The organism is Cellulosimicrobium cellulans (assembly GCF_024124905.1).
Taxonomy (GTDB): Bacteria; Actinomycetota; Actinomycetes; order Actinomycetales; family Cellulomonadaceae; genus Cellulosimicrobium; species Cellulosimicrobium cellulans_G.
The window spans coordinates 385,751-407,649 of sequence record NZ_JAMXST010000003.1 but is presented as its reverse complement, the minus strand read 5'-3'; the positions used below and the strand labels follow the sequence as shown (position 1 = coordinate 407,649).

The 21,899-nt window shown below is 73.6% G+C and carries 20 protein-coding genes; 8 read left to right on the top strand and 12 right to left on the bottom strand.

Going from position 1 to position 21,899, the window contains the following annotated elements; translation table 11 throughout:
- The first annotated feature begins 44 nt into the window (after window positions 1-44).
- A complete protein-coding gene (locus tag NHH00_RS10540) occupies window positions 45-806 on the top strand; it encodes a 2,3-bisphosphoglycerate-dependent phosphoglycerate mutase (protein ID WP_253051862.1) in 762 nt (253 codons plus the stop codon).
- A gap of 48 nt (window positions 807-854) precedes the next feature.
- Here NHH00_RS10540 and NHH00_RS10535 read toward each other — a convergent pair whose 3' ends face one another.
- Window positions 855-2,048 carry a hypothetical protein gene (locus tag NHH00_RS10535; protein ID WP_253051860.1) on the bottom strand — a complete coding sequence of 398 codons (1,194 nt, stop codon included), beginning with the start codon at window positions 2,046-2,048 and terminating at the stop codon, window positions 855-857.
- Complete coding sequence (locus tag NHH00_RS10530) at window positions 2,045-2,788, bottom strand: SigE family RNA polymerase sigma factor (RefSeq protein ID WP_253051858.1); 744 nt, start codon at window positions 2,786-2,788, stop codon at window positions 2,045-2,047. Before NHH00_RS10530 ends, NHH00_RS10535 begins: the two co-directional genes overlap by 4 nt.
- Window positions 2,789-2,954: 166 nt before the next feature.
- On the opposite strand from NHH00_RS10530, the gene NHH00_RS10525 reads away from it, so the two are divergent.
- Together NHH00_RS10525 and NHH00_RS10520 are read left to right on the top strand one after the other, a co-directional pair.
- Window positions 2,955-5,102 carry a SpoIIE family protein phosphatase gene (locus NHH00_RS10525; protein WP_253051856.1) on the top strand — a complete coding sequence of 716 codons (2,148 nt, stop codon included), beginning with the start codon at window positions 2,955-2,957 and terminating at the stop codon, window positions 5,100-5,102.
- A 211-nt stretch (window positions 5,103-5,313) separates the two neighbouring features.
- On the top strand, window positions 5,314-6,390 hold the full coding sequence (locus NHH00_RS10520) for a sigma-70 family RNA polymerase sigma factor (protein ID WP_253051854.1): 1,077 nt from the start codon (window positions 5,314-5,316) through the stop codon (window positions 6,388-6,390).
- Between the two features lie 20 nt (window positions 6,391-6,410).
- On the opposite strand, the gene NHH00_RS10515 is transcribed toward NHH00_RS10520, so the two are convergent.
- The 4 genes from NHH00_RS10515 to NHH00_RS10500 form a co-directional block, all read right to left on the bottom strand.
- A complete protein-coding gene (locus tag NHH00_RS10515) occupies window positions 6,411-6,893 on the bottom strand; it encodes a DUF1269 domain-containing protein (protein ID WP_253051852.1) in 483 nt (160 codons plus the stop codon).
- A gap of 14 nt (window positions 6,894-6,907) precedes the next feature.
- Entirely contained in the window at window positions 6,908-7,258 is a 351-nt protein-coding gene (locus NHH00_RS10510; RefSeq protein WP_115941646.1) for an SHOCT domain-containing protein, read from the bottom strand.
- A gap of 57 nt (window positions 7,259-7,315) precedes the next feature.
- Window positions 7,316-7,747 (bottom strand): DUF6325 family protein, encoded by a 432-nt coding sequence (locus tag NHH00_RS10505; protein ID WP_253051850.1) that lies wholly within the window; start codon window positions 7,745-7,747, stop codon window positions 7,316-7,318.
- A 79-nt stretch (window positions 7,748-7,826) separates the two neighbouring features.
- On the bottom strand, window positions 7,827-8,234 hold the full coding sequence (locus tag NHH00_RS10500) for a DUF7144 family membrane protein (protein ID WP_253051848.1): 408 nt from the start codon (window positions 8,232-8,234) through the stop codon (window positions 7,827-7,829).
- A 149-nt stretch (window positions 8,235-8,383) separates the two neighbouring features.
- Between NHH00_RS10500 and NHH00_RS10495 the strand changes: the two genes are divergently transcribed.
- Entirely contained in the window at window positions 8,384-9,649 is a 1,266-nt protein-coding gene (locus NHH00_RS10495) for an AI-2E family transporter (RefSeq protein ID WP_253051844.1), read from the top strand.
- Between the two features lie 44 nt (window positions 9,650-9,693).
- On the opposite strand, the gene NHH00_RS10490 is transcribed toward NHH00_RS10495, so the two are convergent.
- From NHH00_RS10490 to NHH00_RS10470, 5 genes are all read right to left on the bottom strand, one after another.
- Window positions 9,694-11,394: a SulP family inorganic anion transporter gene (locus NHH00_RS10490; protein ID WP_253051842.1), complete on the bottom strand. Its 1,701-nt coding sequence runs from the start codon at window positions 11,392-11,394 to the stop codon at window positions 9,694-9,696.
- Complete coding sequence (locus NHH00_RS10485) at window positions 11,391-12,323, bottom strand: HAD family hydrolase (RefSeq protein ID WP_253051840.1); 933 nt, start codon at window positions 12,321-12,323, stop codon at window positions 11,391-11,393. The genes NHH00_RS10490 and NHH00_RS10485 overlap by 4 nt, the downstream gene beginning before the upstream one ends.
- A gap of 8 nt (window positions 12,324-12,331) precedes the next feature.
- Window positions 12,332-14,674, bottom strand: coding sequence for an arylsulfatase (locus tag NHH00_RS10480; protein ID WP_253051838.1), 2,343 nt, complete (start codon window positions 14,672-14,674; stop codon window positions 12,332-12,334).
- A gap of 57 nt (window positions 14,675-14,731) precedes the next feature.
- Window positions 14,732-15,403: a GAP family protein gene (locus tag NHH00_RS10475; protein WP_253051836.1), complete on the bottom strand. Its 672-nt coding sequence runs from the start codon at window positions 15,401-15,403 to the stop codon at window positions 14,732-14,734.
- Between the two features lie 141 nt (window positions 15,404-15,544).
- Complete coding sequence (locus NHH00_RS10470; protein ID WP_115941642.1) at window positions 15,545-16,042, bottom strand: DUF1269 domain-containing protein; 498 nt, start codon at window positions 16,040-16,042, stop codon at window positions 15,545-15,547.
- 191 nt (window positions 16,043-16,233) lie between these two features.
- Here NHH00_RS10470 and NHH00_RS10465 point away from each other — a divergent pair, with 191 nt between their 5' ends.
- The 4 genes from NHH00_RS10465 to NHH00_RS10450 all read left to right on the top strand — a co-directional run bounded on the left by NHH00_RS10465 (window position 16,234) and on the right by NHH00_RS10450 (window position 21,406).
- A complete protein-coding gene (locus tag NHH00_RS10465) occupies window positions 16,234-18,042 on the top strand; it encodes a SulP family inorganic anion transporter (RefSeq protein WP_253051834.1) in 1,809 nt (602 codons plus the stop codon).
- 4 nt (window positions 18,043-18,046) lie between these two features.
- A complete protein-coding gene (locus tag NHH00_RS10460) occupies window positions 18,047-18,772 on the top strand; it encodes a GAP family protein (RefSeq protein ID WP_253051832.1) in 726 nt (241 codons plus the stop codon).
- A gap of 81 nt (window positions 18,773-18,853) precedes the next feature.
- Window positions 18,854-20,656 carry an alkyl sulfatase dimerization domain-containing protein gene (locus NHH00_RS10455; RefSeq protein ID WP_253051830.1) on the top strand — a complete coding sequence of 601 codons (1,803 nt, stop codon included), beginning with the start codon at window positions 18,854-18,856 and terminating at the stop codon, window positions 20,654-20,656.
- Window positions 20,657-20,785: 129 nt separating this feature from the next.
- The gene (locus NHH00_RS10450; protein WP_253051828.1) at window positions 20,786-21,406 is read left to right on the top strand and encodes a PAS and ANTAR domain-containing protein; all 621 of its coding nucleotides are present in this window, start codon (window positions 20,786-20,788) and stop codon (window positions 21,404-21,406) included.
- Between the two features lie 42 nt (window positions 21,407-21,448).
- Here the strand turns inward: NHH00_RS10450 and NHH00_RS10445 are convergent, their stop codons facing one another.
- Window positions 21,449-21,868, bottom strand: a complete 420-nt coding sequence (locus NHH00_RS10445) for a phage holin family protein (RefSeq protein WP_253051826.1) — start codon at window positions 21,866-21,868, stop codon at window positions 21,449-21,451.
- Window positions 21,869-21,899 lie beyond the last annotated feature (31 nt).

The following is a 21,899-nucleotide window of genomic DNA, read 5'->3' as shown; positions in this document are numbered from 1 at the left end:
CACCCGGACCGCCGGACGGTGGGTCGGTCGGCACCCTCGTCCTCGTGCGCCACGGGCAGAGCACGTTCAACGCGGGCGACCGCTTCACCGGCCTCCTCGACGTGCCGCTCTCGGGCGTCGGGGTCGCCGAGGCCGGGCGCGCGGCCCGCCTGCTCGCCGACGCCGTCGCGCGGGAGCCCGCCCTGGCGCCGCGCCGCGTCGTCACGTCCCCGCTCGTGCGCGCCGCGACGACGGCCGCGATCGTCGCCGACGCGCTGCCCGGCCCGCCGCCGCTCGCGGTCGAGTGGCGCCTCGTCGAGCGCCACTACGGCGCGTTCACGGACAAGCCGCGCGACGTCGTCCGGCGCGACTACGGCGAGGCCGCGTACTGGCGCTACCGCCGCTCCTACCTGCACCGACCACCGCCGCTCGCGGCGGACGACCCCGCACGTCCGCTCGTCGACGACACCCTGCTGCGCCTGCCCGACGCCGCGCGCGCCGCCCTGCGCCCCGACGCCGAGTCGCTCGCGGACGTCGTCGAACGGCTGCGTCCCTTCTGGGCGGAGACGCGCGCGGCGCTCGCCCGGGGCGAGGCGGTCCTCGTCGTCGGGCACGGCAACTCGCTGCGCGCCCTGTCGGTGCTCGTGGACGACCTCACGCCCGAGGAGGTCCAGGACCTCGACGTGCCCACCGGCCACCCGCTCGTCCACCGCTTCGCTCCCGGCCGCGACGGCACGCACGTCCCGGAGGTCCGGGGCGGCACCTACCTCGACGCGCACGGTGCCGAGCACGCGCTCGGCGACCTCAGGTCCCGCGGCGGCACCTGAACGGACCCCGTCCGTCACGACGCCTCGGCGTGCCCGTGCGCGCCGGCGTCACGACTCGGGCGTGGCGGAGCCGAGGGCCTGGGCCGTGCGCGCCGACGAGATGAGCGCCACGTCCAGCAGGCACTGCCGCCAGGCGTCCCCGTCCAGGCCCCCGGGGTCGAGGTACCAGCGGTCCGGCAGCACGCCGGTCTCGACTCCGCGGACGTCGAGGCACGTCCTGAGCTCCGCGTCGGACGTGTCGCCGGGCACGGGGGCGGCGGGGAGCAGACGGTCGACGAGCAGCCGGGGGATCGCGGGCGACGTCTCGATCGGCACGACCTCCCGGGTCGTCGGGTCGTACGAGGCTCGGCAGCTCGGGTCCCGGTCGGGACCGGTCAGCGGCGAGCCGCACGTCATCGCCCCGAGGCTCCGGTTGTTCTCGGACCGCGTCGCGGTGAGGATCCCCCGGACGTCCGTCGCCGGACCTGCCTCCGGGCCGAGCGCCGCGACGTTGAGGAAGAGACCTTCCGCCCAGGCGTCGGGGAGACGGTACGTCGGGCCGGTCGCGGCCGGTCCCTCACCGGCCAGGAGCATCCAGGTCTCCATGCGCTCGCGCTCCCACGAGGGGTCCGACCCGGGCGGCGTGGCGGAGGTCGCGACGCTCAGCACCAGACCCTCGGCGCCGCCCTCGCGCTGGAGCAGGACCAGGTTCTGGAAGCCGTCGTGCACGACCGCTCCCGCCGTGCCTCCGCGCCGCAGGACCGCGAGGTCGCCGTCGTCCCCGGCGAGGACGCGCAGCCCCGGAAGCTGCTCGCTCCCCGCGGGCTCGGGACGGTACTCGACGAAGAACCGCTCGCCGTCGCGCCAGGCGCCGAGGCCGAGGTCGAGCACGTACGTGCCGTCGTCGCGCCGGTACGTCGCGGGCTCCTTCACCGCGACGACGCCCGGCGCGACGTCGACGAGCGTGGGCTCCGCCGTGACGACCTCGTACCCCGGCGACCCGGAGACGACCTCGCGCGCGAGGTCACGGAACCCGTCCGGGCCGCCCGCCGTCACGACGCCCGTCCCGACGAGCCCCAGCGCGACGACGCCCGCGACGCCGGCGAGCGACCGGCGCCGCTGCACGCCGCGACGGCTCGACCGGAGAACCAGGTCGAGGTCGAGCTCGGAGGGCGGGACGGCGTCGTCGGCCGTGCGGCGCAGCCGGGCGAGGAAGTCGTCCTCGGGCGGGGTGGGCACCGGGCGTCCGGTCACGGGGCTCATCGGGGTGTCCTTCCGGAGGTCGGGGTGGTCGGGGAGGTCAGGGTGGTGGTCGTCGGGGCGGGAGCGGTGCCGTCGGGTGCGCCGAGGAGCGCCCGCAGGCGGGCGAGGCCCCGGGAGGCCGTGGACTTCACGGTGCCGACGGGCATGCCGAGCTCGGCGGCGACCTCGCTCTCGCTGAGGTCGAGCAGGTGCCGCATGACGACGACGCGGCGCTGCTTGACCGGGAGCGTCAGGAGCGCGCGCACGACGGCGTCGCGATCGTCGACGGAGCCCGTCGGCTCCCCGGCACCGGGGCGGCCGGGCCGGCCGACGCCCTCCGCCCGCGTGAGCTCGTCCGGCCCGGCGAGCACCTCGCGCCGCGTGCGGCGCCACGTGTCGACGCGCAGGTTGGCCAGCACGCGGCGGGCGTAGGCGAGCGGGTCGCGCTCGCGGGCCCGCGACCACGCGCGGTACGTGCGCTCCAGCGCGTGCTGCGTGAGCTCCTCCGCCCGGTGCCGGTCCCCGCAGAGCAGGTACGCCATGCGGTGCAGAGGGTCGCGGGCGTCCCGCATGAACGCCGAGAACTCCTCGTCGCGCGTGCGCCGGGCGACGAGGTCGACCTCGACCGCCGGCGCGCCGTCCAGCTCGCCGTCCCGATGATCGTCCCGATCGTCGTCCCGATCGTCGTCACCTGCGACGTCGAGCAGCAGCTGGAGCCTGCCGGTCCCCCCGACCGGTCCGGCCGCACCCGTCGCGGTCACGTCCTCACCCCTCGCGGGCCGCGCCCGCCGTCGTGTCGTGGTCTCACGAGCGGTACACGCAGCGTCCCCGCCCGAGGTTCCCTTCTTCCCGATTTCACCCCGTCCGCGTGCCCGGCTGGCACCGCTTGCACTGTTTGACCGGCCTCGTCCTGGTGATACTGGCACCATGACCGACGCCCAGGCGATCCACGAGCTCGCGCAGGCGGGGCTCGCCGAGCCGGTGGCGGACGAGTCGTTCGACCGGTTCGCGCGTCTCGTGCGGCGGCAGCTCGGGGTGCCGTCGGCGCTGGTCACGCTCGTCCTCGACGACGAGGCGGTGCTGCCCGGCGCGCTCGGCCTGCCCGAGCCGTACCAGTCGGAGCGCCGCACACCCCTGAGCCACACGTTCTGCCAGTTCGTCACGAGCGACGCACGACCGCTCGTGGTCGAGGACGCCCGGGTCGTCCCGCACCTCGCCTCGCTCCGCGCGGTCGACGACATCGGCGTCGTGTCCTACGCCGGCTTCCCGATCTTCGACCCGCACGGGCGCGCCGTCGGGTCGCTGTGCGCGTTCGACGGACGCCCGAGGCCGTGGTCCGACGAGGACCTCGCGACCCTCGCCGACCTCGCGTCCGCGTGCACGTCCGAGCTGCGGCTGCGGCTCGCCCGGGCGCGGGCGAAGCGCATGCAGCGGGTCGCGCTCGCGGCCAACCGGCGGTCCCGCCTCCTGCTGGAGCTCTCCGAGTCGTTCGCCGCCGCGACGTCCGTGCGCGACGTCGCCGAGCGGCTCTCCGCGGTCGGCGCCGCGATCGGCGCCCGCTACGCGGGCCTCGCGATGCTCGACGCGAGCGGAACGCGCCTCGAGTACACGACGCTCGACCACCTGGAGCCGGGCGTCCCCGTGTCGTTCCGTCGGATGCGGATCGACGACGAGCGCGGCGCCGCGATCGCCGCCCGCACGCGCGAGCCGCTGTTCTTCCGCGACCACGCCCACTACACGGCGCGGCTGCCCGAGGCGGCGGCCCTCATCACGTCCGACGACGTCGAGGCGCGCTCCTTCCTCCCGGTCCTCGCCGGGGAGCGGCTGCTCGGCGTCGTCGCGCTGGCGTGGGACGCGGTCCGGGGGTTCGACGAGGACGCGGTGAAGACGGAGACGACGGTCGCGTCGTACGTCGCGCACGCGCTCGACCGCGTCCGGCTCCTGGAGGAGCGGCACCGCGTCGCGACGACGCTCCAGGCGGCGATGCTCACCGAGCTCCCGTCGGTCCGCAGCGCGGAGCTCGCCGCCACCTACGCGTCCGCGACCCGCACCGACCAGGTCGGCGGCGACTGGTACGACGCGGTGGTGCTCGACGACGACGCGTGCGTCCTCATGATCGGCGACGTCACCGGCCACGACATGCGCGCGGCCGCGCAGATGGGCCAGCTGCGCTCCATGCTGCGCACGTTCGCGTGGTGCCAGGACGAGCCCCCCGCGGTCCTGCTGCGGCTCCTGGACCGGGCCAACCGCGGCCTCGCGCTGCACTCGAGCGGCACGGCCGCCGTCGTCCGGCTCGACCGCACCCCGCACGGGTTCGACCTCACGTGGTCGAACGCCGGGCACCCGTCCCCGCTCGTGCTGCGCGCCGACGGCACCGTCGAGACGCTCGACGCGCCCCCGGACCTCATGCTGGGCGTCGTCCCCGGCACCACGCGGCACGACCACCGCGCGCACCTCGCGCACGGCGACACGCTGCTCCTGTACACCGACGGTCTCGTCGAGCGGCGCGGCGCGTCCTACGCCGAGCGCCTCGGCGCCGTGCGGGCCGTCCTCGCCGAGCTCACGGCCACCGCGACGTCCGCCCTGCCCGACGCGCTCGTGCGCCGGCTCGTGTCCGACCAGCGCGACGACGTCGCCGTCCTCGCGCTGCGGGTGCGGCACGCCGTCGCCCGACCGCCCGGACCGGGACGGCCGTCCGTCCTGACGCGGCAGGTCGAGCACGCGTCGTCGGCGATCGGACCGGCCCGGCGCTGGGTGGACGACGTCCTCGAGAGCTGTGACGTCTCCCCGTCGGTTCGCCGCATCGCGATGCTCCTCACGAGCGAGATCCTGACGAACGCGGTCCAGCACGGCGCGGCCCCGGTCGAGGCGGAGCTCGAGGTCGGGCACCGTGTCCTGCGCGTCGCGGTCCGGGACGGCTCGCCGGCGCTCCCTCGGCTCCGGTCCCCGCGCCCGGACGAGACGGGCGGCCGGGGCGTGCAGTTCCTCGAGCGCTGCGCATCGCGCTGGGGGGTCGACGCCATCGACGGCGTCCCGGGCAAGGCCGTGTGGTTCGAGCTCGACCTGGACGACTGAGCCCGGTCGTCGAGCCCGGGGTTCCTCCCCACCCCGACGCGAGCCCGGGGAGCGACCCCGGGGTCGGCACGGGCTGTGCCGTGTCGGAGGGCAGAGGTAGCGTGTGTGAGGTGGGCCACTCCCCTGGTCCCGCGCGGGCGGTCGCGGCAGCGCGCACCCACCGTAGGCACCCCCGCGAACGTCGAGACCTCGAGTCCTGAGAGGCAGCACCATGACCGACCTCGCCACCCCCACGAGCGTCCGCCCGGAAGCCACCGCGACCGGCCCCGCTCCCCTGCCCGAGCGCGACGACCTCGACGCGGTCCTCGCGGGCCACCGCCGGGAGATCACGGGCTACTGCTACCGCATGCTCGGCTCCTCGTTCGAGGCGGAGGACGCCGTGCAGGAGACGTTCCTGCGCGCGTGGCGCTCCTACGACCGGTTCGAGGGCCGCTCGTCGCTGCGCTCCTGGCTCTACCGCATCGCGACGAACGTGTGCTTCGACGCGCTGGGTGCGCGCAAGCGGCGTGAGCGCCCCATGGGCCTCGGCGGCCCGCAGGCGCCGGAGGCCGAGAACCTGGGCCAGGTGCTCCCCGAGGAGACGTGGGTCGAGCCGGTGCCCGACGATCGCGTGCTGCCGCACGACGGCGACCCGGCGCAGGTCGCGGTGGGCCGTGAGACCATCCGGCTCGCGTTCGTGGCCGCGCTGCAGTTCCTGCCGCCCAAGCAGCGCGCCGTGCTCCTGCTGCGCGAGGTGCTGCGGTGGCAGGCGAGCGAGGTCGCGGAGCTGCTCGACACGTCGGTCGCGTCGGTGAACAGCGCGCTGCAGCGGGCGCGGGCGACGCTGGCGGCACGGGCCCACTGGGACAGCTCGGGCCTCGGCGAGGACGCCGAGCCCGCGCCCGCGCCGGTCGCGTCGAACGCCGGGCTCGGCGACGAGGAGCGGCTGCTGCTGGAGCGCTACCTCGACGCGTTCGAGCGCTACGACATGGACGCGCTCGTCGCGATCCTCCACGAGGACGCGACGCTGTCCATGCCGCCGTACCCGCTGTGGATGAAGGGCACGGCGGACATCGTGACCTGGATGACCGGGCCCGGCCACGAGTGCGAGGGGTCCCGCATGGTGCCGGTCGCGGTGAACGGCACGTTCGGGTTCGGCCAGTACCGTCGGGCCGCGGACGGCGGGCACGAGCCGTGGGCGCTGCAGGTGATCGAGACCGAGGACGGGCGGGTGACGGCCATCAACGCGTTCCTCGACACGGCCTCGTGGTTTCCGCTGTTCGGCCTCCCCGCGCGCCTCGACGACTGAGCACGCGCGGGGCCGGTCCGTCAGTCGAACGTCTCGAGGAGGGTGCTCCGCTCGGCGTCCGTGAGGTTCGTGGCGACGAGCTTGCCGTGGACCCCGTGGAACCGCTCGCCCACGCGGTCGAGGTCGCCGTCCTCGGTGACGACGAACAGCGCGGACGACCCGGGCGTGACGCCCTCCCGGATGCGGTCGAGCTGGTCCTTGTCGATCCCCACGGCGGCCATCGCCTTGGTCGACGCGCCGATCGCGGCGCCGGCCGCCGCGCCCAGCACGGGCGCGAAGAAGAGCGAGCCGAGCAGCAGGCCCCAGAACGCGCCCCAGCCGGTGCCGCGCCACTCGTCCTGGTGACCGTGACGCGTCGTCGGCTTGGCTGCGCCCTCCGGCCACGAGACGACCGCGGTGTCGATGATGCGGATCGCGTGCTCGGAGGCCGAGTCGTGCAGGATCCGGGACGCGGTGTCCGCGCCCTCGGGAGAGTCGAACTTCCAGACGGTGAACGTGGCCATGGCGATTCTCCTCGTCAGCCGAGCAGCTTGGCCTTGGCCGCGGCGAACTCGGCGTCGCTCAGCACGCCGGAGGCGTGGAGCTGACCGAGCCGCTCGAGCTGGCCGAGCAGGTCGTCCTGCGCCGGGGCCGCGGCGGGCGCGGCCGGCGCGGGCTGGGCGTACTGGGCCGCGGCCTGCTGGGCCGCGGCCTCGATGCGTGCCTGCTCCTGCGCGGCCTCGGCCTGCTGGGCCTCCCACGACTGCTGGGCACGGTTCGCCTGGTGGCGCTGGACGGCGCCCGCGGTCGCGGAGGCGGTCCCGGCGATGACGGCGGTGCGAGCGGCGGTCCCGATGAGCCCGGGGCGGCCGAAGCGACGGATGGGCATGTGGTTCTCCTGGTTCTGTGGGCGGAGGCGCCACGGAGCGGGCGCCGGGCGGGCGGCTCAGTCCTCGACGAGCGCGAGGTCGGCGACCTCGTTGACGACCTCGGCCGGGATGCGCTCGCTGAGCAGCACGACGCCGTCGGCCGCGCCGGTCGCGGCGATCACGCCGCGGGCCCACGTGTGCTCGACGACGAGGACGAGGGCCGACGTGCCCGGCGCGAGCCCGGCGGCGACCGCGTCGAGGTCGTCCTCGCCGGCGAGGCCGGCGCCCGTGAGCTCGACGTCGGTGATCTCCAGCTCGTCGCCGAGGTCGGTCACCTCGAGGACCTCGACGTCGCCGGCCTCGGAGCGCCGGACGACCGCGAGGTCGAGGAGCGTGACGGTGCCCTCCGCGAGCACCTCGAGGACGGAGGCCTGCACCCCCGCGGGGATGCGGTCCGACGGGAAGGCGATCGCGACGATCTCGACGGGGCCGAAGGTGGACGTTGCCATGGACGGGACTCCTGAGTCTGTCGGTGGGCGAGGACGACGGTGCGGACGCGGGAGGCCCGGAGGCCCCGGGCGGGGCGGCTCAGCGCGCGGCGCGCTCGGCCTCGTCGCCGTGGACGACGAGCGCCCACAGGACGAAGACGTCGAGCACGATCGTGATCAGCGACCACCACGGCGTCACCTGCAGCGTCGTGAACTGGGCGATCGCGTTGAGCACCACCAGGACGATGGCGACCATGCGCGCCCAGCCCCTGCCCGAGAGCAGGGCGAAGCCGGTGAGGATGAGCAGCACCCCGATGACGAGGTGGATCCAGCCCCACGTGGACACGTCGAGGACGACGATCCCGACGTCGGTCACGCCGACGAGGCTGTTCGGGGAGAACACGGCGACCAGACCGCTGATCGCGTTGAAGAAACCGATCGTCACGAGGACGATCCCGGCGAACCAGACCCAACCGACCCAGGCCGTCACCTGCGACGAGCGTGCCATGCGAGTCCTCCTGAGGTGCCGACCGTGGTCGGAGCGAGACGAGCGGACGAGCGTGCGCGTCGATCGTGGCACCGGTCGGGAGGTTCGGCATCCGGAAGCGACGGCGCGCCCGCCGGGCCCGCCCCCACCGCCGCCACTAGGTTCGGGACATGACGACGCCGACGCCCGCCGAGGACCCGTGGTCGGGCGTGCCCGACGCCGGCACGCGCCCCGTCCAGCACGACTCCCGGCGCCCGCCGCGGTGGGTCCCGCGCGCGCTCGCGATGGCCGTCGTCGCCGTCTTCGTCGGGATCTTCGCGTGGTACGCGCTGGGCCAGCTCAAGGCGCTGGGCGTCAACATCCTCATCGCGTTCTTCGTCGCGCTCGCCCTGGAGCCGATCGTGGTGTGGCTGGTCCGCCACGGCTGGCGCCGCGGCGCGGCGGCCGCGGTGGCCCTGATCGGCTCGCTCCTGACGATCCTCGTGGTGCTCGCGCTCTTCGGGAACCTGTTCGTCCAGCAGCTCGTCCAGCTCGTCCAGTCGCTCCCGGACCTGTACGCGAGCATCCAGGACCTCGTCGCGGAGCGCTTCGACGTGGTCATCCCCGACTCGGACGACCTCATCAAGCAGGTCATCAACGACTTCGGCGACGACGTCGCCTCCGGCGCGCTCGTCGTCACCACGACCATCGTCGGCGGGATCTTCGCCTCGCTGACGATCATGCTCGTCACCTACTACCTGCTCGCGGCCGGGCCCAAGTTCCGCGCGGCCGTGTGCCGCTGGCTCACCCCCAACCGCCAGGAGGAGGTGCTGCGGCTCTGGGAGATCACCCAGGTCAAGGTCTCCGACTTCATCAACTCGCGCATCGTCCTCGCCGCGCTGTCGAGCGTCTTCACGTTCGTGTTCCTGCTGATCCTCCAGACCCCGTACGCGCTCCCGCTCGCGGTGTTCACGGGCGTCGTCTCGCAGTTCGTGCCCACGATCGGCACGTACATCGGCGGCGCCCTGCCCGTCGCGGTCGCGCTCACGTCTCAGGGCCTGCCGCAGGCGCTCGGCGTGCTCGCCTTCATCATCGGCTACCAGCAGCTCGAGAACCTCTACTTCTCCCCCAAGGTCTCCGCCCGCGCGCTGGAGATGAACCCGGCGGTGAGCTTCGTCGTCGTGCTCGCGTTCGGTGCGGTGTTCGGGGCGCTGGGCGCGTTCCTCGCGCTGCCGATCGCCGCGACGATCCAGGCGGTCGCGAACACCTACCTCCAGCGGCACGAGCTCATCGAGTCGCACATGCTGCACGACCCCGACGCCGAGGGCCACCACCCGCACAAGGGCAAGGGCCGCGACGGGGAGGGCGGCACCGCGCGGCGTCGCCGCAAGAACCGGGAGGCCGCCCTGGAGGCCGAGCGCACGGTCGACGAGCGCCACGCCGAGGGCATCGAGTAGCGGCTCCCGCACGGCACGCGGGACCACGGCACGCGGGACCCGGGTCAGGGGACCGGCACCCCGGCGTGGGTCAGGGCGGCGTCGACGCTGGGGACGACGCGCCCGTCGTCCACCAGCCCGCGGAACCAGTCCGACGCGCCCGCCCCCTCGCGCGCCGCGGCCGGGACGCGGACCAGGTACAGCGCCGCGCCCATGCCCGCGAGCTGGCGGTCCAGGTCCGCGAGGCCGTCGAGCACGGTCGACGTCACGAGCCGCTGCGACTCCATCTCCAGCGCCACGACGCGCGGGGTCGGGTCCTCGGACCGCGCCCGGGCGAGGACGGCCTCGACCGTGGCGCGCGTGTTCGCGGTGTACAGACCGCCCTCGAGGTGCAGGACCAGCGCGCCCGGCGCCCGCGACGACCCGGCCCGGTCCGCGTACGTCCACCCGCCGTCGGGCGAGCGCGCCAGCTCGACGGCGCGTGGCCGGTCCGCCTCGCGGAGCACCAGGACCAGCGTCATCACGACCCCGACCCCCACCGCGGGCAGCAGGCCCGCCACGAGCCCGATCGCGGCCGTCACCACCGCGCACGCGAGCTCGACCCGGTTGATGCGCCACAGCTCGACGAACTCGCCCACCTGGATGAGGCTCACCGTCGCCACCACGACCATCGCGCCGAGCGTCGCCTGCGGCAGGTCGTCGAGGACGGGCGCGAGGAAGAGCGCGACCAGCACCGCGAGCGCCACCGTCACGAGGCCCGACGCCTGCGTGCGCGCCCCGGCGCGCAGGCTCACCGCGGTCTGGGAGAACCCGCCCGCGGGCGGCATCGCGCGGAAGAACGCGCCGGCCACGGCGGCGAGGCCGTTCGCGAGGAGCTCCGTGTCGGGGTCGATCTGGGGCTCGTCCGGGCGACGGACGCCGCGGCCCACGGACACGGTCTCGAGGAACGCCATGACGGCGATGGCTGCCGCCCCGGGGAGCATCGCGCCCACGAGCGACAGGTCCGGCAGGACGGGCAGCGGCAGGCCCGACGGCACGGGGTCGATGACGGCGACCCCGGACCGGTCGATCCCGGCGAGCGCGACGAGCAGGATCCCCGCCGCGACGACGACGAGCGGCGCGGGGACCCGCGGCGCGACCCGCCCGAGCACGACGAGCACCGCGATGCTGCCGAGGGCGAGCAGGACAGTCGGCAGGTTGGCGTCGCCGACCTGGGAGAGCGCGGACGTCAGGACCCCGAAGAACCCCGTCGCGTCGGGGTCGGCGGGCACGCCCAGCAGCTTCGGGAGCTGGCCGACGGCCACCGTCGCCCCGACGCCGGCCTTGATCCCGACGAGGACGGCCCGCGAGATGTTCTCGACGAGGGAACCGAGGCGCAGCACGCGCGCGAGGACGAGGAGCGCCCCCACGAGCAGGGCGAGCGTGCAGACCGCGCGCGCCGGGTCGTCGCTGCCCGCCGCGACCCCGGCCGCGAGCAGCGTGGACGCGGACAGGGTGGCGATGGTCGACGTCGTGCTCATGCTCAGGGCGCGCGACCCGCCGAGCAGCGCGTACACGACCGTCGGGACCATGCACGTGTACAGGCCGAACTCCACGGGCAGGCCGGCGATCGTCGCGTACGCCATGGCCTGCGGCACGACGACGGCTCCCGCCGACAGCCCCGCGACGGCGTCGCGGCGCGCCCACGCGCGCCGGTACCCGCGCAGCGTGGGCAGCAGGGTCGGCCCCTGGCTCGCCCGGTCGCGCGCCGGGGCGCCGTCGCTCACGCGTCCTCGGCCGGGAAGACGCGGGTCCAGTCGTCCCGGACGCTCACGACCGTGAAGCCGTGGTCGGCCGCGGCGGACAGCGCCTGCTCGGCGCCCGCGTCGTACGGCACGTCACCGCGACCGGTGTCGTCGTCGTGGTGCACGAGGAGGCTGAGGCTGCGCGGGTTGCCCTGGACGAACCGGAGCATGTCCACGTCGCCGTTCGAGTTCCCGGCGGCCAGGACGGGGCGACGGCCGACGCGCGACCAGATGCGGACCGGCTTGAGGGGGCCGTCGTCGAGGTAGTCGAACGCGGTGCCGTAGCGCACCTGGTTCGTGCCCGCGTCGTACGTGAGACCGAGCGCCGACCCCACGACGCGCTCCGGCGGGATGCCGTAGTAGTCGAGCGTCATGGGCCGCATGAAGTCGCGGTCTCCCCCGGACACGACGTAGCACGCGAAGCCGTGCGCCTCGAGATGGCGCAGCAGCTCCACCATCGGCTGGTAGACGGCGTCGGCGTAGGGGCGACCGAGCGTGAGGTGCTTCGCGCGGGCGTAGAACGACGCGACGGCCGCGTGGTAGTCCTCCACGCTCTCGTGCGCCGTGGACGCGAGGATCGCGCCGACCATGACCTTCAGGTCGGTGTCGTCCCCCGCGTAGTGCTTGTCCACGGCCGCGCCGAGCCACGCCAGGTCCCCGCTGACGGCCGCGCGGTACGGCTGGCGGTCGGCGAGCGTCGGGTCGGCCTCCGCCGCCGCCTTCCACTGCTCCACGATGAAGTGGAGCTGCGTGGGCATGGGCTTCTCCGTCCAGAGCGTGCCGTCGTTGTCGAAGACGGCGACCCGCTCCTCCGGGCGCAGCGCGTCCGGGCCGACGGCCACCGCCTCGACGAACGCGAGGATCGCGTCGCGGGCGGGGCCGTCGGCCCAGGACGGCAGGGGTCGGGTCATCGCGACGGTCAGTCGCGCGCCATCGCCGCGGCCAGGTGCGCCTCGAGGTCGAGGTACGCGTCGTCCGCGACGTCGAACACGACCTGGGCGATCTCGCCGCCCGTGAAGTCGAACCCGTACCCGTACAACGACGAGACCGGGTCCGCGCTGTCGCGGCCGATCGTCAGCCCTTCGCCGCAGAGCGAGAAGTGCCCGAGGACGGTGCGGATCCGCTGCTCGCCGACCTGCTGGTCGTCGATGAAGAGCTTCAGCGGGCCCTCGCCCTCGCGGTACTTGCCCATGCCCTCCTTGGTGAACTCGACGCCGATGATGTGCCGGCCGCTCGTCGGGACCGGCGCGGAGATCCGGTCCTCGGGCGGGATGCCGAGGAAGTTGTAGACGTAGTGCACCTGCCCGTCCTTCACGACGAGCGCGTGGCCGCCGAACCGCGAGCCGTGGGCGAAGATCACGCCCTGGCTCTCCGGCGTGAGCTCGACCTCGGCGGCGATCTTGTAGGAGACCCCGTGCGTGTTCGCCGCGGAGCGCTCGGGCACCTCGCTCGTCCCCGGGAAGTACACGAACCGCCCCGACGGCGGCGCGGGCTGGTGGAACTCCATGCCGACGAACGTCTCGAAGTCCTTCGGGTTGCCGATGATCTGGAGGTCGTTGAGCGGGAGGACGGCGTTCTTCTTCGCCTCCTCCATCCACAGCGCCTTGAGCTCCTCGAGCTTCTCGGGGTGCTCGGCGGCCAGGTCGTGCGCCTCGGACCGGTCGACCTCGGTGTGGTACAGCTCCCACACGTCCTCGTCGAAGTGGCCCTTGCCGCTCACCGGTCCGTGCACGGTGACGGCCTTCCACCCACGGTGCCAGAGGCCACGCTGCCCGAACATCTCGTAGTACTGGGTCACCTTGTTCGTCGGCGCGTCGGGCGCGGCGTCGAACGACGGCACCATGGACACCCCGGACAGCGGGGTCTGCTCCACGCCGTTGTACGTGTCCGGGAACGTGACGCCACAGGCCTCGAGGATCGTCGGCACGATGTCGGTCGAGTGGTGGTACTGGTGGCGGATCTCGCCGCGAGCCGCGATGCCGGCGGGCCAGTGGATGACGAGCGGGTCGGCGACGCCACCCTGGTAGGTGTAGCGCTTGAACATCTTGTACGGGGTCGAGAACGCGGCCGCCCAGCCCGTCGGGTAGTGGTTGTACGTGTCCGGGCTGCCGAGCTTGTCCACGAGCCGCAGGTTCTCCGCCTCGTCGTCCGGGTAGCCGCCGAAGATCTTGCCCTCGTTGACGGACCCGTTCGGGCTGCCCTCGCCGGACGCGCCGTTGTCGGCGCAGTAGATGATGAGCGTGTTCTCGAGCTGTCCCGACTCCTCGAGGTAGTCGACGATCCGCCCGACCTGCGCGTCGGTGTACTCGCTGAAGCCCGCGAACACCTCCGCCATGCGGCTGAACATGTGCTTCTCGTCGTCGCTCAGCTCGTCCCAGGGCCGCACGCGGTCCGTCTCGGAGAACGTGCCGTCGGGCATGGGGTTGAGCGGGGGCAGCTCGGTGCCCTCGGGGAGGATGCCGCGCTCGATCATGCGCGCGAGCACCCACTCGCGGTAGGCCTCGTAGCCGTCGTCGAACTTCCCCTTGTACCGGTCGATGTACTCCTGCGGCGCGTGGTGCGGCGCGTGGTTCGCACCGGGGCAGAACCAGAGGTACCAGGGCTTGTCGGGCTCGGTCTGCTTGACGTCGCGGATCATCCGCAGCGCCTGGTCGGCCAGGTCGCGCGAGAGGTGGTAGCCGTCCTCGGGCAGGTAGGGCTGGTCGATGTAGTGGTTGTCCTCCGCGAGCGACGGGTACCAGTTGTTGGTCTCGCCGCCGATGAAGCCGTAGAAGCGGTCGTAGCCCTGCGCGAGAGGCCAGTGCTTCTTCGAGGCCCCGGCGGTCCACTCGTCGATCGGCACGTTGTGGTTCTTCCCGACCCAGAAGGTCGCCCACCCGGCGTCGCGCAGGACCGTCGCCATGGTCGCGTTCGAGTCGGGGATGTGGGAGTTGTACCCGGGGAACCCCGTCGACGACTCCGAGATCGTCGCGAAGCCGTTGAGGTGGTGGTTGCGCCCGGTGAGGAACGTCGACCGGGTCGGGGAGCACAGCGCGGTGGTGTGCCACTGCGAGTACGTCAGCCCGTTCTGCGCGAGCCGGTCCATGGTCGGCATGTTGATCCTGCCGCCGTACGGCGACCACGACGCCATGCCCGTGTCGTCGTACAGGACCACGAGCACGTTCGGGGCGCCCGCGGGCGCCTTGTCCGGCAGGAACGCGTCCCAGTCCGCCACGGAGTCGCGGACGTCGAGCTCGATCTTTCCCTGGAACTGCTTGGCCATGCTCACTCTCCTCGGGAAGCCGGCGCCAGGCACCGGGTGCGTGCTGGTCGGGGACTCTCAGAGCGCCGCGATGCCGTCGCCGAGCATCTTGGCGCCCAGGACGAGCAGGAGGACGGCCATGATGACCGCGTTGTTGTGGATCATCCAGGCCTTGAGCTCGTCGAGCATCGACGCGGCCCGGGAGCCCATGAACAGGTAGATGAAGACCGGCGTCGCGACGCCGACGCTCGCGACGAGGGCGAACACGACCGCGGCGACGACCTGCGCGTTCGTGTCGTCGGGTGCGGCCGACGCGATGGCTGCGCCGCCGGAGACGACGAGCAGCAGGTTCTTGGGGTTGACCGCGCCCAGCAGGATCGCGAGGCCGGCGGCCTTCACGGGCGTGAACGCGTCGATCGCCGCCATCCACCGAGGGGCCGGCGGCTCGACCCCGGCGCGCGGACGTCCGCGCCACTGCTTCACCGCGAGGAGGAGCAGCAGGACGCCCAGGACGATCTTGAGGATCGCGGCCCACAGCGGCGGGCCGTCGTCGTCCGGCGTGGCGGCCCCGGCGAGCGTCGCGACGAGCAGCGTCACCGCGCCGACCGCGACGAACCACCCGACGAGGAACGCGAACGCGTTCGCCTTCGCCCGGCCGCTCACGAGCATGAGCACGACCGCGACGATCGGCAGCGGGCTGATGAGCACGCCCACCGCGACGGGGAGGGACTGACCGATCGCCGCGCCCATGGGCGGCCTCCTTCGTGGTCCGGTCCCGGGGCGGGACGGCGGGGACTGCGCGGTCTACGGCACGGGTGCCGGGGCGTACGGGCGGGTGAGGTGCCCGACGGCGGCGCGCGCCGCCGTCGGGCCCCTCACCCGGGGGGCCGCTCAGGCGTTCTCGTCGAAGGCCGCGCGGAGCTTGGCCTCCTCGTCCGCGGAGAGGTTCGTCTGGATGAGCTCGCCGTGCACGCCCTCGGCCTGGAGCGCGTCGTGCACGCGGTCGATCACGGCGCCCGACGTGAGCACGAACAGGGCCGACGTGCCCGGCGTGACCTTGCTGCGGACCGAGTCGATGAAGTCGTCGTCGATGCCGACGTCGGTCAGCGCGCCCGCGATGGCCCCGGACGCCGCGCCGATGGCGGCCCCGAGCAGCGGGACGAAGAAGAGGAGGCCGAACAGGAGGCCCCAGAACGTGCCGCCGAGCGCGCCGACCGCCGTCGTGCTGTTGCCCTGCCGCGTCTTCGGCTTCTTCTTGCCCTCCTCCCAGGACACGATCGCCGCGTCCTGGACCTGGATGAGCTCCTGCTTCTGGAGCGCCAGCAGCGCGTCCTCGGCGCGCTGCGCGCCCTCGGGGGTGTCGAACTTCCACACGGTGAGCGTTGCCACGTCAGACCTCTCGTTCCGGTTCGTACGTTCGGCGGGAGCGCGGCGCTGCGCCCCGGGACGCGTCGAACGTATCCCCGGGGCTCGGGTTCCGCGCGGGGAACCCGACGACGGCCCCGGCTCTCCGGTGGCGGTCCGTCCTGATCCCGGGATGATCGTTCGCGGAGCACGCCGGGACGGACGGAGGACGGTCGATGACGAGTTCGCAGGCACCCTCGGTACCGGCGGGGGGACGGACGCGGGCGCGGACCCCGCTCCTCTTCGGCTCGCTGCGCGGCTACCAGAAGGCGTGGCTCCAGGGCGACCTCGTCGCCGGGCTAACGGTGTGGGCGGTCCTCGTCCCGGAGTCGCTCGCCTACGCGACGATCGCGGGCGTCTCCCCCGTCGTGGGCCTCTACGCGGCCGTCCCGTCACTGATCCTCTACGCCGCGTTCGGCAGCTCGCGGCACCTCGTCGTCGGGCCCATGTCCGCGACGGCCGCGCTCTCGGCCGGGGTCGTGGCGGTGTTCGCGCCGGGCGACGCCGCGTTCTACGCCGCGCTCACGACGGGGGTCGCGCTCGTCACCGGCCTCCTGTGCCTCGTCGCGGGGATCGCCCGGCTCGGGTTCGTCGCATCGTTCATCTCCGAGCCCGTGCTCAAGGGCTTCATCGTCGGCATGGCCCTGGTGATCATCATCGGCCAGGTCCCGGCCCTGCTCGGCGTCGAGAAGGGGGAGGGCAACTTCTTCGAGAAGGCGTGGACGATCCTCACCGAGCTCGGCACCGCGAACGGCCCGACCGTGGTGCTGGGGCTGGGGACGCTCGCCGCGCTCCTCGCGATCAAGCGATGGGCGCCCCGGGTCCCCGGGTCCCTCGTCGCGGTCCTCATCGGGATCGTCGCGATCCTCGCGTTCTCGCTCGACGACGACGGGGTCGAGATCGTCGGCCCGATCGACGCCGGGCTCCCCGCGCTCGGTTTCCCGGACATGGACTGGTCCGACTACACCGCGCTGATCGGGCCGTGCGCCGGGGTCATGCTCGTGGGCTTCGCCGAGGCGCTCGGCGCCGCGAAGACGTACGCCGCGCGCGAGGGCTACGACATCGACGCCAACCGCGAGCTGATCGGCATGGGGGCGGCCAACCTCGGGTCGGGCCTCGCGTCGGGGATGGTCGTCAACGGCAGCCTGTCCAAGACGGCGGTCAACGGCGGGGCGGGTGCCAAGAGCCAGGTCTCGGGGCTCACCGCCGCGGTCCTCGTCGTCCTCACGCTCCTCTTCCTCACACCCGTCTTCGAGTCGCTGCCGGAGGCGACGCTCGCCGCGGTCGTCATCGCGGCGGTGATCGAGCTCGTCGACGTCCGCGCGCTGCGCCGCCTCTACGGCCTGCGCACCCCGACGATGCGGCGTCTGTACGGCAACGCGGCACGCGACGACTTCTACGCCGCCGCCGCGGCCACGGCCGGCGTGCTCGTCTTCGACACCCTGCCCGGCCTCGTCATCGGCGTCGTGCTGTCGCTGCTCCTGCTCCTCGCGCGCGCGTCGCGCCCGCACGTCGCGGTCCTCGTGCGCTCGGCGCACGGGGTGTGGGTGGACGCCGACCGGCGCGCGGTGCTCCAGAAGGACGGCGGCACGTCCGTCCCCGGGGTCCTCGTGGTCCGGCCCGAGTCGGGGCTGTTCTTCGCCAACGCCGACGCCGTCCGCAACCACGTCCGCGACCTCGCCGCCGCGACCTCGCCGCGGCTCGTCGTCCTGGACACGGAGACCGTCCCGTTCATCGACGTGGACGCCGCCGAGATGCTCGCCACGCTGCGGACCGACCTCGACCGCCACGGCGCGACGCTCGTCCTCGCGCGCAACGTCGGGCAGGTCCGCGACGAGCTGCGCGCCGCCGTCGAGCGTGCCGAGCGGCCGCGGGTCTACACCGACGTCGACGCCGCCATCGCTGCCGAGAGCGCGGCCGAGAGCGCAGGGGCGTCGGGCGCCGACGGCACGGGCCCCGACGCCGGCCCGGCCGCCGCGAGGTAGCTCCGTGGGGCAGCTCGTCCTCGACCTCCTCCCGCTCGGGCTCGGCATCGTCATGAGCCCCCTCGCGATCATGGCGCTCGTCGCCGTCCTCCTCTCCCGGCGGGCGCAGGCGAACGGCGTCCTGTTCCTGCTCGGCTGGGTCGTGGGCCTGGGCCTGGTCCTCTGGCTGAGCTTCGTGGTCCTCGACGCGCTGCAGGTCCACGAGCGTCACGACCCGCCCCTGTGGGTGCCCGTGCTGCGGCTGCTCATCGGGGCCGGGCTGCTCTGGGCGGCGGTGCTCGTCTATCGCCGCGGGACGGCGCGCAAGCGGCAGATGGCGCAGGCCGCCTCCCCGCGCGAGGTCGCCGCCGCCGCGCCGCAGCTCCCCGGCTGGCTCCAGGCGGTCGACTCGTTCACGCCGGGCCGTTCGTTCCTGCTGGGCCTCGGGATCTTCGCCCTCAACCCCGTCGACGCGTCGTGCGCGTTCCTCGCCGCGCTGGACATCCGCCTCGCGGACGTCTCGACGACGGCCGCCGTCTGGTCGCTCGTCGTCTTCGGTCTCGTCGGCACCCTGCCGATCGCGGTCCCCGTCGTGTGGCGGCTCGTCGCCGGCGATCGCGCCCAGGCGCCCCTCGACCGCGTACGCCGCTGGATCGCCGGGCACACTGCCGCGCTCAACGCGGCGCTGGTCCTCGTCATCGCGCTGCTCCAGGTCCAGAAGGGCCTCTCGGCCCTCCTCGCGGCCTCGTAGCGCGCACGTTGCGGTTGCGGATTCCACCCGCGGGCAGAGCATGGTCCTGCCCGCTGACGGACGGACGACGGAGGTCTGTGCATGAGCACGGTCGACGAGCTGCGCACGGTCGACGACTGGGAGGCGTACTTCGACTCCTTCGGGGACCACCTGGCGCCGGTGGTGCACGAGGCGGGCCCGAGCATCTCGGTGACCGACGCCGCGGACACCGTCCACCCCGAGCAGACCGCGTGGGCCCGCCAGATGCCCAAGCGGATCTACGAGCCCGTCGAGGGACGGGTGTACGTGGCCCACGGGTACCAGCTGTGCTCCACCACGATGATCGTCGGCGACGACGGTGTCGTGATCGTCGATCCCGGCGAGTCCGACATCTCGTCCGCCGAGCTGCTCGCCGACCTCCGCCGGTTCTCCGACCTGCCCATCAAGGCCGTGATCTTCACCCATCGCCACCCCGACCACTGCTACGCCCTGAACGGTCTCGGCGTGACCGCCGAGGACGTCGAGTCGGGTGCCGTCGAGATCGTCGCGCACGAGACGTTCGAGCAGTGGCTCGTCAACGACGCCGGCCTCGTCGGGCCGATCCTCACCGCACGGACCAGCCTGGTCCCCTTCGCGGGGTTCGGCCCCGACGGCGTCGTCCAGGCCGGGCTCGGGCCCGTCGCCGCGCGGGGGCCTATGAGCACCCACATGCCCACCCGGACCGTCGGCGACGTCGCGGAGCTCGAGATCGCCGGCGTGCGGATCGTCGCGTTCCACGCCTACGGGGACGCGCAGGACGAGATCGACCTGTGGCTCCCCGAGCTCAAGCACGTGCACGGCTCCGAGACGGTGCAGGGCGAGACGTTCCCCAACCTCTACACGCTGCGCGGCACCGCCTACCGCGACGTCGAGGCGTGGCGCGAGGGGGTCGACGCCCTGCTGTCGTACGCCCGCGGGGCCGAGACGTACTCCGGCTCGCACATGCGGCCCTGGGTCGGCAACGACTTCATCGTCGAGCGCATCACGAACTACCGGGACGCCATCCAGTTCCTCCACGACCAGTCGATCCGGCACATCAACAAGGGCGCGACCGGGCCCGAGCTCGTGGAGCTCGTCGCGCACCGCCTGCCGGACCACCTCCGCGACGACCCCTGGCTCCAGCCGTACTACGGCACCCCGGAGCACTGTGTCCGGGCGATCTACGACGGCACCCTCGGGTGGTTCTCCGGCGACGCGACCGAGCTCGCGGCGCCGCTGCACGCGGACCGCGCCCGCCGCTACGTCGAGGCGCTCGGCGGTCGTGACGCGGTCCTCGACAAGGCCCGGGTCGCGCACGAGGCGGAGGACTACGGCTGGGCGGCGGAGCTGCTCACCCATCTCGTGCGGGCGGACCCCGGCGACACGACGGCGCGCCACGCCAAGGCGGAGTCGCTCCGCCGGTGGGGCTACCTCCAGAAGAACATCTACTGGCGGACCATGGCCATCGGCGGGGCGAACGAGCTCGACGACACGATCGACTACTCCCAGGTGTACGAGTTCCAGCCCCCCGACGTCCTCAACGCCATCCCGGCCGAGAAGATCGTCGCCGGTCTCCGCGTCCGGCTCGACCCGGAGAAGTCGGCGGACGTCGACCTCACCGTCGCCTGGGACTTCCCCGACACCGGGAGGTCCGTCGCCGTGCAGGTCCGCCGCGGCGTCGCGGTCGTGCACGACGTCCCGCCCGGCGACGTCGACGCGACCGTCACCATCGACGCCGCCGCGGTCCGTGCGCTGAGCAGGGACATCACGGCCGTCGACGACGTCCTCGCCCGGGCGGCCGACGTCACGGACGCCGCGGTCGTGCGCCGGTTCCTGGGCTTCTTCGACCCCCTCCCGACCGAGCCCGTCCGGTTGCTCGCACGGTAGCCCGCGGGGCCGTGGCTGTCGTCGGCGGGCACCGACCGCCCGCCGACGACAGCCACGGGAGAACCGGAGTAGGCTCGGGGGGTCGAGTCTGGACCTGGCTCCTCATCCACCGGAGACCCGGAGGCCAGCATGTCCGTAGACGACCATGCCATCGAGCAAGCCCTCGCCCGAGGCACGCACCAGCAGATCGGGCAGTACCGCCTCGACCTGCGCACCGGCGGCTGGTGGTGGTCGCCCGAGACGTACCGCCTCCACGGCTTCGAGCCGGGCGACGTCGTGCCGACGACGGCCCTCGTCCTCGCCCACAAGCACCCGGACGACCGCGAGCGGGTCCGGCAGGTCCTCGACGAGGCACGGCTCACCGGCGAGCCGTTCTCGAGCGTGCACCGGATCATGGACGCCCACGGCGGCGAGCGCTTCCTCGTCGTGGTCGGCCAGGGCCGGCGCGACCGCGCGACCGGCGAGGTGACCGAGCTCGTCGGCTACTTCGTGGACGTGACGCGGACCGTCACGGACGCGGCCCAGGAGCGCGCCCGGCACGACATCGCCGCCGCCGCGGAGACACGGGGTGCGATCGAGCAGGCCAAGGGCATCGTGACGCTCGCGTACGGCGTGCACCCGGACGAGGCGTTCGCCCGCCTCCGGCGCGCGTCCAACGACCGCAACGTCCCGCTGCGCGAGCTCGCCCGGCTCGTCGTGCACGAGGGCGCGCAGGGCGGCACGGACGGCGTCGCCGCGCTCCTGCACTGACGGCACGGACGACGGCGCCGCCCTCGGGCGGCGCCGTCGTCGTCAGCCCTTGCTCGTCGCCGCGCGGATCCGCTTCTGCTCCTGGCGACGGTCCCACCAGCGCGTGAGGACGAGCCACCCGAGGAACCAGCCGCCGAGCGCGCCGATCAGCCAGACGACGACCGTCACGCCGATCCACGTGGACGCGCCCGAGATCTCCAGGCCGTCCCCGACGAGCGTCGCGACCCACAGGGCGAGGAACGTCGACACGAGGCCGATCCCGCCCAGGATCGCCGACGCGTACTTGCGCGCCACGTTGAACACGAACGGCGCGAGGATCGCCTGGGCCACCGCGAAGATCAGCACCGCGACGACGAAGCCCGAGGCGTGCACGGTGACGCCGTCGAACAGGCTCGAGGCGACGAGGAGGCCCACGGCGGCGAGGACCACGTTGATCGCGAAGCTCAGCAGGAAGCGGATCATGCGGTAACGGTCCCGCCCCTGGTCAGGTTCC

Coding starts and splice junctions, on each gene's coding strand:
- NHH00_RS10535 (WP_253051860.1), bottom strand. CDS start 2,048: ATGAGCCCCGTGACCGGACGCCCGGTGCCCACCCCGCCCGAGGACGAC.
- NHH00_RS10525 (WP_253051856.1), top strand. CDS start 2,955: ATGACCGACGCCCAGGCGATCCACGAGCTCGCGCAGGCGGGGCTCGCC.
- NHH00_RS10520 (WP_253051854.1), top strand. CDS start 5,314: ATGACCGACCTCGCCACCCCCACGAGCGTCCGCCCGGAAGCCACCGCG.
- NHH00_RS10515 (WP_253051852.1), bottom strand. CDS start 6,893: ATGGCCACGTTCACCGTCTGGAAGTTCGACTCTCCCGAGGGCGCGGAC.
- NHH00_RS10510 (WP_115941646.1), bottom strand. CDS start 7,258: ATGCCCATCCGTCGCTTCGGCCGCCCCGGGCTCATCGGGACCGCCGCT.
- NHH00_RS10505 (WP_253051850.1), bottom strand. CDS start 7,747: ATGGCAACGTCCACCTTCGGCCCCGTCGAGATCGTCGCGATCGCCTTC.
- NHH00_RS10500 (WP_253051848.1), bottom strand. CDS start 8,234: ATGGCACGCTCGTCGCAGGTGACGGCCTGGGTCGGTTGGGTCTGGTTC.
- NHH00_RS10495 (WP_253051844.1), top strand. CDS start 8,384: ATGACGACGCCGACGCCCGCCGAGGACCCGTGGTCGGGCGTGCCCGAC.
- NHH00_RS10485 (WP_253051840.1), bottom strand. CDS start 12,323: ATGACCCGACCCCTGCCGTCCTGGGCCGACGGCCCCGCCCGCGACGCG.
- NHH00_RS10480 (WP_253051838.1), bottom strand. CDS start 14,674: ATGGCCAAGCAGTTCCAGGGAAAGATCGAGCTCGACGTCCGCGACTCC.
- NHH00_RS10475 (WP_253051836.1), bottom strand. CDS start 15,403: ATGGGCGCGGCGATCGGTCAGTCCCTCCCCGTCGCGGTGGGCGTGCTC.
- NHH00_RS10465 (WP_253051834.1), top strand. CDS start 16,234: ATGACGAGTTCGCAGGCACCCTCGGTACCGGCGGGGGGACGGACGCGG.
- NHH00_RS10455 (WP_253051830.1), top strand. CDS start 18,854: ATGAGCACGGTCGACGAGCTGCGCACGGTCGACGACTGGGAGGCGTAC.
- NHH00_RS10450 (WP_253051828.1), top strand. CDS start 20,786: ATGTCCGTAGACGACCATGCCATCGAGCAAGCCCTCGCCCGAGGCACG.
- NHH00_RS10445 (WP_253051826.1), bottom strand. CDS start 21,868: ATGATCCGCTTCCTGCTGAGCTTCGCGATCAACGTGGTCCTCGCCGCC.